Genomic DNA, 15048 nt, shown 5'->3' on the forward strand with positions numbered 1-15048 from the left:
CATTTGCAGATGTCATATTGGCGGATTTGACGCATAACCTCATCAGGGTTTACCATGACGCCATTACTGTATAAAAAAACAGGTACAAATATGGCTCTGGCACTCGTTGGCGAAAAAATTGACAGAAACCGTTTCACCGGTGAGAAAATTGAAAATAGTACATTTTTTAACTGTGATTTTTCAGGTGCCGACCTAAGTGGTACTGAATTTATCGGCTGTCAGTTCTATGATCGTGAAAGCCAGAAAGGGTGCAATTTTAGTCGTGCAATGCTGAAAGATGCCATTTTTAAAAGCTGTGATTTATCCATGGCGGATTTTCGCAATGCCAGTGCGCTGGGCATTGAAATTCGCCACTGCCGCGCACAAGGCGCAGATTTCCGCGGCGCAAGCTTTATGAATATGATCACTACACGTACCTGGTTTTGCAGCGCATATATCACTAACACAAATCTAAGCTACGCCAATTTTTCGAAAGTCGTGCTGGAAAAGTGTGAGCTGTGGGAAAACCGTTGGATGGGTGCCCAGGTACTGGGCGCGACGTTCAGTGGTTCAGATCTCTCCGGCGGCGAGTTTTCGACTTTCGACTGGCGAGCAGCAAACTTCACACATTGCGATCTGACCAATTCGGAGTTGGGTGACTTAGATATTCGGAGCGTTGATTTACAAGGCGTTAAGTTGGACAACTACCAGGCATCGTTGCTCATGGAACGTCTTGGCATCGCGATTATTGGCTAGTCTTCAGGGAGCGGTGAATATTCCGCCCCCTGCACTGCTTTTTACCCCTCAGGCATCGCTGAAGAGTGGTGTGTGGAAATTTTCCACTCTTTACCGTCCCATGTATAAGTGAATGTGTAGCGGGCTGAAACCGTTGATTTGTCCGCGAAGGTAAATGTGTAGGTACCGGTGTCTATCGCCTTATTACACCCCAGGCGAATGGTACGCATGTCAATTTTCCCGGTCGGCTTTTTCGCAAGAAAATGCTCGAAATAATCAACACGCTCAGCGTCCGTTAAACGCGCTTTATTGGATACAGTAGGCAGCAATACCGCATCGCTAAGATAATTTTCAGATACCGTCTGCGCGTTACCTGTTTTCAATGACTCGTTCCACTTATCAAATAGCGCTTCGATTTGCGCTTTATTCACCTTCACACAGTCTGGAGTCGACGCAGCAAAAACGGCTCCAGGCAATAGGGCAAGTGAAACAACAAGGCTCAGTAATTTATTCATACAATTCATTCCATTAGAGGTTATATGGCAACAGAAAACCGTTCATAACCAGGATCAAAGCCAAAATGCATTTAATAACCAATGGAAATCATCACCATAAATGGGTGAGAAGATTAAGATGCCATGAAGAAAAAATGGAATTAACATATTGAAATAATTATAGATACTTTAGCTATTACAACTCACATAACGTGTACTACTTCCTGAATGATTATAGTTCAGCATTGATAGTGACACTCTAAATGCTCGCTCCACACTTCGTTATCGATGCCATACTCCATCTTCCGAGTACACACTGATATCAATCAGTAAACAACGACAGGACGCCCCCACGTTTATAGCAAGTCAGATGGGCCATGAAAATGCTAAGATAGTTAACAGAGTAGATTCAAAGTAGATAGCAGGTATGAATTTTGACCATGTCGCGGTGTTGAACTCGCGCTTATCGAGCCTGTTACTCCCAAAAACAAACGGTAATGGCAAATGTCATTAAGTATTAGTAAGATAGCCTCTTTATATAATCCATTAAAATTATGCGCCTGGTTTTATCATCTCTGATCGTGATGGCTGGATTTCTGAGTGGTCAGGCTGCTGCTGCGCCTGAGCAAGCTCCGCACGCTGATATCCGTGACAGCGGGTTTGTCTATTGCGTCAGCGGGCAGGTCAATACGTTCAACCCACAAAAAACGAGCAGCGGTCTCATCGTCGACACGTTAGCGGCCCAATTGTATGACCGACTGCTTGATGTAGATCCCTACACCTATCGGCTGGTGCCTGAGCTGGCTGAAAGCTGGGAAGTGCTGGATAACGGCGCAACCTACCGTTTCCATCTGCGTCGTGACGTTCAGTTTCAGAAGACTGCCTGGTTCACCCCCACCCGCAAACTAAATGCGGACGATGTGGTGTTTACCTTCGAGCGCATCTTTGATCGCCACCATCCGTGGCACAATGTGAACGGTAGCAGTTTCCCCTACTTCGACAGCCTGCAGTTTGCCGATAACGTCCAAAGCGTGCGCAAACTGGACAACAACACCGTTGAATTCCGCTTAACGCAACCGGATGCCTCCTTTATGTGGCACCTTGCCACACACTATGCCTCCGTAATGTCGGCCGAATATGCCGCTAATCTGGCAAAACAGGATCGCCAGGAGTTGCTCGACAGACAACCCGTCGGCACAGGCCCGTACCAGCTTTCGGAGAATCGTGCCGGCCAATATATTCGGTTGCAGCGACATGAAAAATTCTGGCGTGGTACCCCCCTGATGCCGCAGGTCGTAGTGGATCTCGGCTCTGGTGGAACCGGACGCTTATCGAAATTACTCACTGGCGAGTGCGACGTCCTGGCCTGGCCTGCCGCCAGCCAGCTCAGCATATTGCGTGATGACCCTCGCCTGCGCCTGACGCTGCGCCCGGGGATGAACATTGCCTATCTGGCGTTCAACACCAATAAACCGCCGTTGAATAACCCTGCCGTGCGGCATGCGCTGGCGCTGGCCATTAACAACCAGCGCTTAATGCAGTCTATCTACTACGGGACGGCAGAAACCGCGGCATCTATTTTGCCTCGCGCCTCGTGGGCTTATGATAACGAAGCTAAAATTACAGAATACAACCCGGCAAAATCGCGCGAGCAGCTAAAAGCGCTGGGGCTGGAGAATCTGACATTACAACTTTGGGTCCCTACCAGCTCTCAGGCCTGGAACCCCAGTCCGCTGAAAACCGCCGAGTTGATTCAGGCAGATATGGCTCAGGTGGGTGTGAAAGTGAAGATCATCCCGGTAGAAGGTCGTTTTCAGGAGGCGAGATTAATGGATATGAACCATGATCTGACGTTATCCGGCTGGGCGACGGACAGTAACGATCCTGACAGTTTTTTCCGGCCGTTGCTCAGCTGTGCCGCCATCAATTCGCAGACCAACTTTGCCCACTGGTGTAATCCGCAGTTTGACAGCATTCTGCGCAAGGCCCTCTCTTCGCAGCAGCTTTCATCGCGAATAGATGCCTATGACGAAGCGCAAAATATTCTTGCACAAGAGTTACCTATTCTGCCGTTGGCCTCTTCACTGCGTCTACAGGCTTATCGCTACGACATCAAAGGATTGGTGCTCAGTCCATTCGGTAATGCCTCTTTTGCCGGCGTGTCCAGGGAAAAGAAAGATGAGGTGAAAAAACCATGATTATCTTCACCTTGCGTCGATTTTTATTGCTACTGGTAACCCTGTTCTTCCTGACCTTTATTGGCTTCAGTCTGAGCTACTTTACGCCTCATGCGCCGTTACAGGGTGCATCGCTGAGGAACGCCTGGGTATTCTGGTTCAATGGTCTCATTCACTGGGATTTCGGCGTATCCAGTATTAACGGTCAGTTGATCTCAGAGCAGCTGAAAGAGGTGTTCCCGGCCACAATGGAACTGTGCATTCTTGCCTTTGGTTTTGCACTAATGGTTGGGATCCCCGTTGGTATGCTGGCCGGTATCACGCGGAACAAATGGCAGGACCGCTGCATCAGCGCATTGGCTCTGATGGGGTTTTCTATCCCCGTTTTTTGGCTGGCGCTGCTGCTAACATTGCTCTTCTCACTGACCCTCGGCTGGTTACCCGTTTCCGGGCGTTTTGATCTTCTCTACGAGGTGAAACCTGTTACCGGTTTTGCCATTATTGATGCGTGGATCTCCGACTCGCCCTGGCGCGATGAAATGCTGGTCAGCGCTATCCGTCATATGGTGCTCCCGGTGCTGACGCTCTCCGTTGCGCCCACCACCGAAGTCATCCGCCTGATGCGTATCAGCACCATTGAGGTCTTTGACCAGAACTACGTCAAAGCGGCGGCCACACGCGGTTTGTCACGATTAACGATTCTGCGTCGTCACGTCCTGCACAACGCTCTTCCGCCGGTGATCCCGCGTCTGGGCTTACAGTTTTCCACCATGCTGACGCTGGCGATGATCACCGAGATGGTCTTTAGCTGGCCAGGTCTTGGCCGTTGGCTGATTAACGCGATTCGCCAGCAGGATTACGCGGCGATTTCAGCGGGCGTGATGGTGATTGGTTCCCTGGTTATCATCGTTAACGTCATCTCTGATATTTTGGGTGCTATGGCTAACCCTCTGAAACATAAGGAATGGTATGCCTTACGATAGCGTCTATAGCGAAAAACGCCCGCCGGGTACGTTGCGCACCGCATGGCGCAATTTCTATGGTGATGCGACTGCGATGATCGGCCTGTACGGCTGTGCGGGACTGGCTATTCTGTGTATTTTTGGTGGTTGGTTTGCCCCTTACGGTATCGATCAGCAATTTCTCGGCTATCAGCTTTTACCGCCGTCATGGTCGCGCTATGGCGAAGTCTCATTCTTCCTCGGGACTGACGATCTGGGACGTGACGTTTTAAGTCGTCTGCTCAGCGGCGCGGCCCCGACCGTTGGCGGCGCGTTTGTCGTTACTCTTGCCGCCACGCTGTGTGGCCTGGTATTGGGCGTAGTTGCCGGTGCGACGCACGGATTGCGCTCTGCGGTGCTGAACCACATTCTGGACACCCTACTGTCGATCCCTTCTCTGCTGCTGGCGATTATTGTGGTGGCCTTTGCCGGGCCGCATCTGACACACGCCATGTTTGCCGTCTGGCTGGCGCTGCTGCCGCGCATGGTGCGCTCCGTTTACAGCATGGTGCATGACGAGCTGGAGAAAGAGTACGTCATTGCCGCTCGCCTGGACGGTGCAACTACACTGAATATTCTGTGGTTCGCCGTTCTGCCCAATATCACCGCTGGCCTTATTACTGAAATCACCCGCGCACTGTCGATGGCGATTCTGGATATCGCCGCGCTGGGTTTTCTCGACCTTGGCGCACAGCTGCCGTCCCCGGAATGGGGAGCCATGCTCGGCGACGCGCTGGAGCTGATTTATGTCGCACCTTGGACGGTGATGCTGCCAGGCGCGGCAATTATGATAAGCGTGTTGCTGGTTAACCTACTGGGTGACGGCGTGCGCCGCGCAATTATTGCGGGGGTGGAGTAATGCCATTACTGGATATCCGCAACCTAACCATTGAATTCAGGACCGGTGACGACTGGGTAAAGGCTGTTGATCGTGTCAGCATGACATTGAATGAGGGTGAAATCCGCGGGCTCGTCGGCGAATCTGGATCCGGCAAGAGTCTGATCGCTAAGGCCATTTGCGGTGTCGCTAAAGATAACTGGCGCGTAACCGCAGACCGTATGCGTTTTGATGATATCGATCTGCTACGCCTTTCCGCGCGTGAACGACGCAAACTGGTCGGTCATAACGTCTCCATGATCTTTCAGGAGCCGCAGTCATGTCTCGATCCGTCCGAGCGTATCGGACGTCAACTGATGCAAAATATTCCGGCATGGACCTACAAAGGTCGCTGGTGGCAGCGCATCGGTTGGCGCAAACGCCGTGCGATTGAACTCTTGCACCGCGTCGGGATAAAAGACCATAAAGATGCCATGCGCAGCTTCCCATATGAGCTGACCGATGGCGAATGCCAGAAGGTCATGATCGCTATTGCATTAGCGAATCAGCCGCGTTTGCTGATTGCCGATGAACCAACGAACGCGATGGAGCCAACCACCCAGGCGCAAATTTTCCGTCTGCTAACCCGTCTGAATCAAAACAGCAATACCACCATTTTGTTGATAAGCCATGACCTGCAAATGCTCAGCCAGTGGGCTGACAAAATCAACGTGATGTACTGCGGACAAACGGTCGAAACCGCGCCAAGTAAAGATTTGGTCACCATTCCACATCATCCTTATACTCAAGCGTTGATTCGCGCTATTCCTGATTTTGGTAGCGCAATGCCGCACAAAAGCCGCCTGAATACCATGCCAGGAGCTATTCCATTGCTGGAACAATTACCCATCGGCTGTCGTCTGGGGCCACGCTGCCCTTATGCACAACGCGAATGTATTGAAACCCCAAGACTGACCGGAGCAAAGAATCATCTCTACGCCTGTCATTTCCCGCTGAACATGGAGAGAGAGTGAGATGGTAGAAACCCTGCTCGAAGTTCGTAATCTAAGCAAAACCTTTCGCTACCGGACAGGTTTATTTCGCCGCCAGACCGTTGAGGCCGTTAAGCCCCTGAGTTTCACCCTGCGCGAACGTCAGACGCTCGCCGTCATTGGTGAAAACGGCTCGGGGAAATCTACGCTGGCAAAAATGTTGGCGGGTATGATTGAACCCACCAGCGGTGAGCTGCTGATTGACGATCATCCGTTAAAATATGGCGATTATTCATTTCGTAGTCAGCGGATCCGTATGATTTTCCAGGATCCGTCAACATCGCTTAATCCTCGGCAACGTATCTCGCAGATCCTCGATTTTCCGCTACGTCTGAATACCGACCTCGAGCCTGAGCAGCGTCGTAAACAGATCGTGGAGACCATGCGCATGGTCGGATTGCTGCCCGATCACGTAAGTTATTACCCACATATGTTGGCCCCAGGGCAAAAACAGCGTCTGGGCCTTGCCCGCGCGCTCATTTTACGCCCCAAAGTCATTATCGCCGACGAAGCCCTGGCCTCTCTGGACATGTCGATGCGTTCGCAGCTCATCAATCTGATGCTGGAATTGCAGGAAAAACAGGGGATTTCGTATATCTATGTGACCCAACATATTGGCATGATGAAGCACATCAGCGATCAGGTATTAGTCATGCATCAGGGCGAAGTGGTAGAACGCGGCAGTACAGCGGATGTTCTGGCGTCCCCTCTTCATGAGCTTACCCGCCGCCTGATTGCAGGTCATTTCGGCGAAGCGCTTACCGCTGATGCCTGGCGAAAAGATCGTTAACAAACGGTTGCCCTCCTCAACCGGGGGGCATTCTGCCATCAGTGACACAATGTGGGTAAGAGCAGCGTATCAACTTCGGTAAACGCGACTGACGGGTAAAGGGCACCACCTTGCATTGCCCAGACACCTGCGGTACTGGCCTCGTCGATAAGTCGTACTGTTTCTACTCCCTTCACCACAACACGGTCGCAATATTCCCTGATATTTTTGATCAGCACCGGGAACATCGGTTTTTCTACCTGTTCCAGGAAGATACCGCGATCCAGTTTCACAACGTCAAAATGACCGCAAACCAGTGGACTGGCCCCTACGCTGCCGGAGCCAAGATCGCCCAACCACAATGCGTTTGGGCCGTCGCGAAGTGAATTAATCAGCAGATTATTCAGGCACATGGTATTCGACAGAAAACGTTCTGAAAGTTCCAGTGCAATAAATGGTAGAGCATGTAAGGCCGACTTGATGGCTGGATCACCAATCGCCAGCAGTGCCATTTCGTCAATGAGGTTCAGGGTGCAAATAAGGCTGTTGTGCTCAAACCAGTCACGCTTTTCGGCAATTAATCGAATTTGCTCGAGCATGAAATTACGCTTTTGTTCGCTATCCCACGCTGAAATGATGAAATCTGGATGCAACGGGTGAACCGTATCTGAAGTAAACCGGGCGTTAATCTCCACACCCAGTAATTTATCTGTTGTGTCTCTCATCGGTTCCGCGATGAAATGATAGTGCATAAGACCACTCCAATTGATCATAACATCCTGATAATGCACTTCTAATCACAATCAATCAATAATATCGATCAATGATTCGATATTGATCGATAAAAACAATATATCATAACAAGCTGAATATTGTCACATTTATTGTTTTAAGAAAGTTCCTACCTTGCTATGTTTATTAACATCAGCTAGCAATGAAATAATACCATTTCAATGCCTTTGAAACCTCGTATTTTCTCTGATTCACCGACGTTAGATGCCTGAACGAAGCACAAGCGGAGGGGGATGATATACTCCTCACATGTAATGACGTGACAGGTCACGTGAGGCGGATAACCATTCTCCCGGGAAAAAGCGTGGGATATAATTTCAGGTCAATTTCGAGTGTGTTTAATGCGTCAATCATAACTCATTGATTGATATAATATAAGTGTTAGCCAAAAGGATTAAAGCCATGGGTTTTTTATCAGGTAAGCGCATTCTGGTGACAGGCCTTGCCAGTAAATTGTCTATCGCATGGGGAATCGCTCAGGCGATGCATCGCGAAGGTGCCGAACTGGCGTTCACCTACCAGAACGACAAGCTGAAAGGTCGTGTGGAAGAATTTGCAGCGCAATTAGGCTCCAACATTGTTTTGCAGTGTGATGTGGCTGAAGATGCCAGCATTGACGCCATGTTTGCTGAACTGAGCAAAGCCTGGCCGAAATTCGACGGTTTCGTACACTCCATCGGCTTCGCACCTGCTGACCAACTGGATGGCGATTATGTGAACGCAGTTACCCGCGAAGGATTTAAAATTGCGCATGACATTAGCGCTTATAGCTTTGTTGCGATGGCAAAAGCATGTCGTTCCATGCTAAACCCTGGCTCTGCGCTACTGACGTTGTCCTATCTGGGCGCAGAGCGTGCAATCCCTAACTATAACGTGATGGGCCTGGCGAAAGCCTCATTGGAAGCAAACGTCCGTTATATGGCTAACGCAATGGGGCCTGAAGGCGTACGCGTAAATGCAATTTCCGCAGGTCCAATCCGCACCCTCGCCGCTTCCGGTATCAAAGATTTCCGTAAAATGCTGGCCCATTGCGAAGCTGTTACGCCGATTCGCCGCACTGTTACCATTGAAGATGTGGGCAACTCTGCGGCATTCCTGTGTTCCGATCTTTCTGCCGGTATCTCTGGTGAAGTCGTACACGTTGACGGTGGTTTCAGCATCGCTGCAATGAATGAACTAGAACTGAAATAATCTTCCACTGTTCTCTGGGCGGCCCGCTGTCGCCCATGATGCTCGTTTTTAATTCCCCTCTATCCTGTCCCATATATGCTTTTCTGATATTTATTATCACGTAACAATCTTTCATCCCCCCTTCTGCTTACGTCAGGATATTGCAGCGCAAACGATCCGGCGAGTGGTATGACGACGTGTCCGGGTCGCCACTTTTTAGACCAAGGACCGCCCATGGAACAACGCCGAATTGAAGGCAAAAGCCACTGGTATCATGAGACGCAATCCAGCATGTATCCACAAGATGTTCTGCCGCTGGTGCCGGAAGCCGCTCATGTCGACGACTGCTTTTTACTGGATCTAGCGATATCTGATGACGCCCTTTTACCTTTTCAATCCTGGTTAATCCCTGCCCGTAAACTTGCACAGATTCTCTTCCCGACCCACGTAAACCTGAGTCAGATGCACACATTCAGCGCCTATGAACGGATGAGTACGGCGTTAACCGTCGCTCAGGTATATGGCGTCCAGCGATTATGTAATCACTATGCCGCGCGTCTAACACCGCTTCCTGGGCCGGACTCCTCGCGGGAAAGTAACCATCGACTGGCGCAAATCACCCAATATGCTCGTCAACTTGCCAGCTCTCCTGCCGTGATAGGCGCGCGCGATCGCCAGCATCTGGATGCTGTCGGGCTAACCACCAGCGATAGCATTCTGATGAATCAAATTATCGGATTCGTCGGTTTTCAGGCCCGTATCGTGGCCCTGTTTCAGGCCTGGTGTGGACATCCGGTGCGCCGAATTCCGGGTCTCGATATACAACAATTCGCTCACGCTGCGCCATTTAATGCAACAAACACAACCTGGCACGCTGCGCCATTCCCGATAGAAAAACATCTTAATCATGATGAGTCGGTAGACAGACGTTATCCCGAGGAACTGCAAGCGTTACTGCCATTACTGATACATTCCCCCGTCATTTTGGATTTACTCGGGTCGCTCATTTCCAGCACGCAACGTAGCGGGATACCGGTACAGGCATTTTCATTGGCGACGCTGATGACTTCACGGATTAATGGCAGCGTGGCCTGTTTTAATGAACATGCGTATTCAGCTCATGAATTAACCGAGGCCATTACCGTTCTTCGCCAGGATGAACGTGAATTACAACGTTGGGAACAACGACATCCGGTTGAGCGCGTTACCCTACAGGCGGTACAATGGCTGACCCGGGCGCCCGACCGCTTTAGCACCGCACTGTTAACGCCTTTGTTCGATCAGGGAATCTCTTCAGAGCAGGCCATTAACCTGCTAGCCTGGAGTGGATTGTGCGGATGGTTGAATCGCTTGAAAATCGCGCTGGGCGACACTGATTAACCGATCCACTTACTGAAAGAGCGCTTGCTGCCACTGGCAGAATCGCGTAAAACTGTCAGCCGCTCTTTTAGCCACGAAAATAGACAATTATGCTTCAGGACAACCCGCTGCTAGCGCAGCTTAAACAGCAACTACATTCCCAGACGCCACGTGCTGAAGGGGTGGTAAAAGCCACGGAAAAAGGCTTTGGCTTCCTGGAAGTCGATGCACAAAAAAGCTATTTCATTCCACCGCCGCAGATGAAAAAAGTGATGCATGGCGACCGTATTGTTGCGGTTATCCATACAGAAAAAGATCGTGAGTCTGCTGAGCCGGAAGAACTGATCGAACCCTTCCTGACGCGCTTCGTGGGTAAAGTTCAGGGCAAAAATGACCGTCTGTCCATTGTGCCGGATCATCCGTTACTGAAAGATGCTATTCCTTGTCGTGCAGCCCGCGGCGTTGAACATGAATTTAAAGAAGGCGACTGGGCTGTTGCAGAAATGCGCCGCCACCCGCTGAAAGGCGATCGCACCTTCTACGCCGAGTTAACCCAATTTATCACTTTTGCTGATGACCACTTTGTCCCGTGGTGGGTCACACTGGCACGCCATAATCTGGAAAAAGAAGCCCCAGACGGTGTAGCAACCGAAATGCTGGACGAAGGCCTGGTTCGTGAAGATTTAACCGCCCTCAATTTCGTCACCATCGACAGCGCCAGCACCGAAGATATGGACGATGCGCTGTATGCTGAAGAACAAGCTGACGGCACACTACAATTAACCGTCGCCATTGCCGACCCAACAGCCTGGATTGCAGAAGGCAGCAAGCTGGATAAAACGGCAAAAATTCGCGCGTTCACCAATTATTTACCGGGGTTCAATATCCCGATGTTACCACGTGAATTGTCTGACGATCTCTGTTCTCTGCGCGCGAACGAAGTGCGCCCGGTTTTAGCTTGTCGTATGAGCATTACTGCCGATGGCACGATTGAAGACAACATCACCTTCTTCGCCGCAACCATCGAGTCTAAAGCGAAGCTGGCCTATGACAATGTTTCCGACTGGCTGGAAGGTACAGGCGAGTGGCAACCAGAAAACGACGCGATTGCGGAACAAATCCGTCTGCTGCATCGTATTTGCCTGAGCCGAGGAGAGTGGCGTCATAACCACGCGCTGGTCTTTAAAGATCGCCCGGATTACCGTTTCGTTCTCGGTGAAAAAGGTGAAGTACTGGACATCGTCGCTGAGCCACGCCGCATCGCAAACCGTATCGTGGAAGAATCCATGATTGCGGCAAATATTTGCGCCGCCCGTGTGCTTCGCGACAAGCTGGGCTTCGGTATTTATAACGTCCATATGGGATTCGACCCGGCCAACGCCGACGCTCTGGCCGCGCTGCTGAAAACCCACGGTATGCACGTCGATGCCGAAGAAGTACTGACACTGGAAGGTTTCTGCAAACTGCGCCGCGAACTGGATGCACAGCCATCCGGTTTCCTCGACAGCCGAATTCGCCGCTTCCAGTCTTACGCTGAAATTAGTATTGAGCCAGGTCCACACTTTGGGTTGGGTCTGGAGGCATATGCCACCTGGACTTCCCCAATCCGTAAGTATGGCGATATGATCAACCACCGTCTGCTTAAGGCCGTCATCAAAGGCGAAACCGTCGCCCGACCTCAGGATGATACCACCGTGCAGATGGCAGAACGTCGTCGCCTGAACCGGATGGCTGAGCGTGATGTGGGTGACTGGCTATACGCCCGTTTCCTGAGTGATAAAGCCGGAACCGACACCCGCTTTGCGGCCGAGATCATCGACGTCAGCCGCGGCGGCATGCGCGTACGTTTGGTTGATAATGGCGCTGTTGCCTTTATTCCTGCCCCCTTCCTGCACGCCGTGCGTGACGAACTGGTCTGCAGCCAGGAAAGTGGTACCGTACAAATCAAAGGTGAAGTGGTTTACAAAGTCACTGATGTGATTGACGTAACTATCGCCGAAGTTCGCATGGAAACCCGTAGCGTTATCGCACGTCCAGCAGCGTAAACTGACAAATCCAACGACCTTTCTCTTTTTTGAAAGGTCGTTTTCTTTTTTTACCGACCAAATTTCAACCACACACTACACTTCTCTCATCCAGTCAAAATTTTTTTTTACTATTTTTCAGTTCCGCTGGCTTTGCTTTTTATGGATTCTGGATTACATATAAATATATAAATAAAACAATACGTTCAGCCATAATCACCCTGAATGAATCATGGCTACCCTTACTTTTGAGGCTTTATGCGCTTTAAACGGGATAGTACACATCATGAAAGACGTCCGGGAGCTGGTTACGTTGTATAGCTATGTGGGCACTCATAACCCCTACTGGCGTTTGTCAGAGGATTGCAACATCCTGCATTTCTCTATTGATGAAACAGCAGAAGCTGAGCAGACCATCGAATTATCACCCGAACAGGCCGACCGTATTCGCGAGATGACGGTAATTACGTCAAGCCTGTTGATGACGTTACCCATTGAAGATGACGATATTCCGGTACATTTGGTCGGGCGGAAAATCAATAAGCGCGAATGGGCCGGTAGCGCATCAGCCTGGGATGACACCCCTTCCGTCGCACGCGACCTGGCTCAAGGTCTCTCTTTTGCCGAACAGGTGGTTTCAGAAGCCAATTCCGTTATTGTCATTCTTGACCGAATGGGCAACATTCAGCGTTTTAACCGTTTGTGCGAAGAGTACACCGGACTCAGAGAACGTGAAGTCATTGGCCAAAGCGTATTCACACTGTTTATGAGTCGACGTGAAGCCGCAGCCTCCAGACGTAACATCGAGGTCTTTTTTCGCGAAGGCAACTCATATGAGGTCGAACGTTGGGTGAAGACCTGCAAAGGTCAGCGCCTGTTTCTTTTTCGCAATAAGTTTGTACATAACGGTAGCGGCAAGAACGAAATATTTCTGATCTGTTCCGGCACCGATATCACTGAAGAACGCCGCGCGCAGGAACGCCTGCGGATGTTGGCTAATACCGACTCCATCACCGGATTACCGAACCGTAACGCCATTCATGAACTGATAAGCGACGCGATTGAGAACGCAGGTGATACTCAGGTTGGGATTGTATATCTCGATCTTGATAACTTCAAAAAGGTGAACGATGCCTACGGGCATATGTTTGGCGATCAGCTACTACAGAGTGTGTCGCTTGCAATCCTCAGTTGTCTTGACGACAACCAGCTATTAGCTCGGTTTGGCGGTGATGAATTTATCGTCCTTGCCACCGAAACATCCCAGAGCACACTGGAGGCTACCGCATCGCGCATTCTGACACGCCTGCGTCAACCCTTTCGCATTGGCCTGATTGAAGTCTATACAGGCTGCTCTATTGGTATTTCCCTCGCTCCACAGCATGGTCAGGACTGCGAAAGCGTCATTCGTAACGCCGATACGGCCATGTACACCGCGAAAGAAGGCGGCCGCGGACAGTTTTGTGTTTTCTCTCCGGAAATGAATCAGCGGGTTTTTGAATACCTGTGGCTGGATACTAACCTGCGCAAGGCACTGGAAAACGATCAACTGGTTATCCATTATCAGCCAAAGATAACCTGGCGAGGCGAAGTGCGCAGCCTGGAGGCGCTGGTACGCTGGCAGTCTCCGGAACGCGGCCTCATTCCACCACTGGAATTTATCTCCTACGCCGAAGAATCAGGGCTTATTGTTCCGCTGGGGCGCTGGGTTATTCTGGACGTTGTGCGTCAGGTTGCAAAATGGCGCGCCAAGGGAATCAATCTGCGCGTGGCGGTAAACGTTTCTGCCCGCCAACTCGCCGATCAGACGCTATTTACCGATCTCAAACAGGTGCTTCATGAACTCGACTTTGAATATTGCCCCATTGATGTCGAGTTAACGGAAAGCAGTTTGATTGAAAATGAGCAGTTGGCACTGTCCGTCATTCAGCAGTTTAGCCAGTTGGGGGCACAAATCCATTTGGATGATTTTGGTACCGGATATTCGTCACTGTCTCAACTGGCACGCTTCCCGCTTGATGCAATTAAACTGGATCAAACCTTTGTCAGGGATGTACACAAACAACCTATTTCGCAGTCGCTGGTACGTGCCATTGTTGCGGTCGCACAGGCACTCAATCTGCAGGTCATCGCCGAAGGTGTTGAAAGCGCGAAAGAGGATGCGTTTTTAACCAAAAATGGTGTCAACGAGCGTCAGGGTTTTTTGTTTGCCAAACCAATGCCAGCAGTTGCATTTGAACGTTGGTATCGACGGCACCTGAATAAAAAAACACGCTAATGCAGTGGGATCAAACGTTGAAAATAGCCATAAATGGACATTACCTAACGATCCTATCTGCATGTAATCACAGAATATATAATATTCTTCTATCATTGAAGTTAATACTATTTTTCCCTTCTCTTTTGCCATGAAATTCTGCATCATGAAATTCAAACTCTATTGCCATTAGGATGATAACCATGTCTGATATCGACGCTCAGCGTCTGGCCGAACGCATTGATACCGTGCTGGATATCCTCGTTGCAGGTGATTACCACTCAGCCATCCACAATCTCGAAATTCTGAAGGCTGAGCTGCTAGACACGGCCAAAGAAGATGCCGAGTCTTTGCCCAAAAAGCACAAGGCTCCCTGGGAGATCTGATGACATTAACCCTTTAATGTCGCTGCTATCAGCAAA

13 protein-coding genes are annotated in these 15048 nt (G+C 50.3%); 11 read left to right on the plus strand and 2 right to left on the minus strand.

The genetic code is table 11. The features are described 5' to 3' along the window. Positions 1-90: 90 nt before the first annotated feature. A complete protein-coding gene (locus OGX92_RS16340; RefSeq protein WP_065825699.1) occupies positions 91-735 on the plus strand; it encodes a quinolone resistance pentapeptide repeat protein QnrB78 in 645 nt (214 codons plus the stop codon). Positions 736-776: 41 nt separating this feature from the next. On the opposite strand, the gene OGX92_RS16345 is transcribed toward OGX92_RS16340, so the two are convergent. Then, on the minus strand, positions 777-1229 hold the full coding sequence (locus tag OGX92_RS16345; RefSeq protein WP_063940811.1) for an SgcJ/EcaC family oxidoreductase: 453 nt from the start codon (positions 1227-1229) through the stop codon (positions 777-779). Positions 1230-1762: 533 nt separating this feature from the next. On the opposite strand from OGX92_RS16345, the gene sapA reads away from it, so the two are divergent. From sapA to sapF, 5 genes are read left to right on the plus strand one after another with little or no spacing between them, the layout of a single operon-like run. After that, positions 1763-3406, plus strand: a complete 1644-nt coding sequence (gene sapA, locus OGX92_RS16350; RefSeq protein ID WP_003833288.1) for an ABC transporter substrate-binding protein SapA — start codon at positions 1763-1765, stop codon at positions 3404-3406. Next, positions 3403-4368 (plus strand): peptide ABC transporter permease SapB, encoded by a 966-nt coding sequence (sapB, locus tag OGX92_RS16355; protein WP_286586832.1) that lies wholly within the window; start codon positions 3403-3405, stop codon positions 4366-4368. The genes sapA and sapB overlap by 4 nt, the downstream gene beginning before the upstream one ends. After that, a complete protein-coding gene (gene sapC, locus OGX92_RS16360) occupies positions 4355-5245 on the plus strand; it encodes a peptide ABC transporter permease SapC (RefSeq protein WP_003833291.1) in 891 nt (296 codons plus the stop codon). The genes sapB and sapC overlap by 14 nt, the downstream gene beginning before the upstream one ends. After that, entirely contained in the window at positions 5245-6237 is a 993-nt protein-coding gene (gene sapD / locus OGX92_RS16365) for a peptide ABC transporter ATP-binding protein SapD (protein WP_003020556.1), read from the plus strand. The genes sapC and sapD overlap by 1 nt, the downstream gene beginning before the upstream one ends. Position 6238: 1 nt before the next feature. Further along, positions 6239-7045 (plus strand): peptide ABC transporter ATP-binding protein SapF, encoded by an 807-nt coding sequence (gene sapF, locus OGX92_RS16370; protein WP_003020558.1) that lies wholly within the window; start codon positions 6239-6241, stop codon positions 7043-7045. Between the two features lie 38 nt (positions 7046-7083). On the opposite strand, the gene OGX92_RS16375 is transcribed toward sapF, so the two are convergent. Continuing rightward, positions 7084-7776 (minus strand): EAL domain-containing protein, encoded by a 693-nt coding sequence (locus tag OGX92_RS16375; protein WP_286586835.1) that lies wholly within the window; start codon positions 7774-7776, stop codon positions 7084-7086. A gap of 442 nt (positions 7777-8218) precedes the next feature. Between OGX92_RS16375 and fabI the strand changes: the two genes are divergently transcribed. From fabI to OGX92_RS16400, 5 genes are all read left to right on the plus strand, one after another. Next, entirely contained in the window at positions 8219-9007 is a 789-nt protein-coding gene (gene fabI / locus OGX92_RS16380) for an enoyl-ACP reductase FabI (protein ID WP_020996373.1), read from the plus strand. Between the two features lie 213 nt (positions 9008-9220). Further along, a complete protein-coding gene (locus OGX92_RS16385; protein WP_003833301.1) occupies positions 9221-10366 on the plus strand; it encodes a carboxymuconolactone decarboxylase family protein in 1146 nt (381 codons plus the stop codon). A gap of 89 nt (positions 10367-10455) precedes the next feature. After that, entirely contained in the window at positions 10456-12390 is a 1935-nt protein-coding gene (locus tag OGX92_RS16390) for an exoribonuclease II (protein WP_057067367.1), read from the plus strand. A 265-nt stretch (positions 12391-12655) separates the two neighbouring features. Continuing rightward, the gene (pdeR, locus tag OGX92_RS16395) at positions 12656-14647 is read left to right on the plus strand and encodes a cyclic di-GMP phosphodiesterase (protein WP_063940813.1); all 1992 of its coding nucleotides are present in this window, start codon (positions 12656-12658) and stop codon (positions 14645-14647) included. A gap of 182 nt (positions 14648-14829) precedes the next feature. Beyond that, positions 14830-15012 carry a YciZ family protein gene (locus tag OGX92_RS16400; RefSeq protein ID WP_003833313.1) on the plus strand — a complete coding sequence of 61 codons (183 nt, stop codon included), beginning with the start codon at positions 14830-14832 and terminating at the stop codon, positions 15010-15012. Positions 15013-15048 lie beyond the last annotated feature (36 nt).

It is taken from the genome of Citrobacter sp. Cpo089 (assembly GCF_030332695.1).
Taxonomy (GTDB): domain Bacteria; phylum Pseudomonadota; class Gammaproteobacteria; order Enterobacterales; family Enterobacteriaceae; genus Citrobacter; species Citrobacter portucalensis.